At 39.1% G+C, this 585-nt stretch carries 1 protein-coding gene; it reads right to left on the bottom strand.

Going from position 1 to position 585, the window contains the following annotated elements; translation table 11 throughout:
• Positions 1-319: 319 nt before the first annotated feature.
• Positions 320-585, bottom strand: a 266-nt coding sequence (locus J5224_RS34175; protein WP_264629290.1) for a hypothetical protein, incomplete at its 5' end; no start/stop codon positions are given.

The raw sequence follows: 585 nt of genomic DNA, 5'->3' as shown, positions 1-585 counted from the left end.
AACTTTGCGCAATAAAGGAATAACGCATACACTCATCTAACAGTGCTATTCCCAACAAGCGGTAATGACTTTACTTCGGTTTTTTAGAGCAAACAGATGAAACGCTGCTTAAAACGTTTTTCAGGCATATCAGCAGAACAAAAGTGGCAGAACCAACGTCACAGATAATATACGAGAATCGATAATTTTAATCACCGAATTCATTGGTAAGTCCAGGCTAAAACACTAAAAATTCCGAGTAAAAAAAACAACCCCTTCATCAATATAAAATACTGAAAAATTAGTTTAAATTAAAATTTAGTATCGTTAGTTGGCAATATCACTTACATAATAAGTAATTATTGACAGACATTTCCCACTGGTGTTGCTCTCTCGGTTTGGCAGCCACACCCGAAGATTTCTCAACACGCATGTAATCTATGCTATGTGTAGGCATACCAGCCAGCTTTACCTTGTCACATATCATGGTTTTTTTGCCGGGATCTTGCATTGTCGCGCGAATACGCTCCCAAAATTGGCTGACCTGCTTTTCGGACAACTGTGCCAAGGCTTCACCTAAGCGTTTTCCATGTGCCATCTTGGCAT

It is taken from the genome of Candidatus Symbiopectobacterium sp. NZEC135, assembly GCF_025962695.1.
This window is presented reverse-complemented; position numbering and strand designations above follow the sequence as displayed.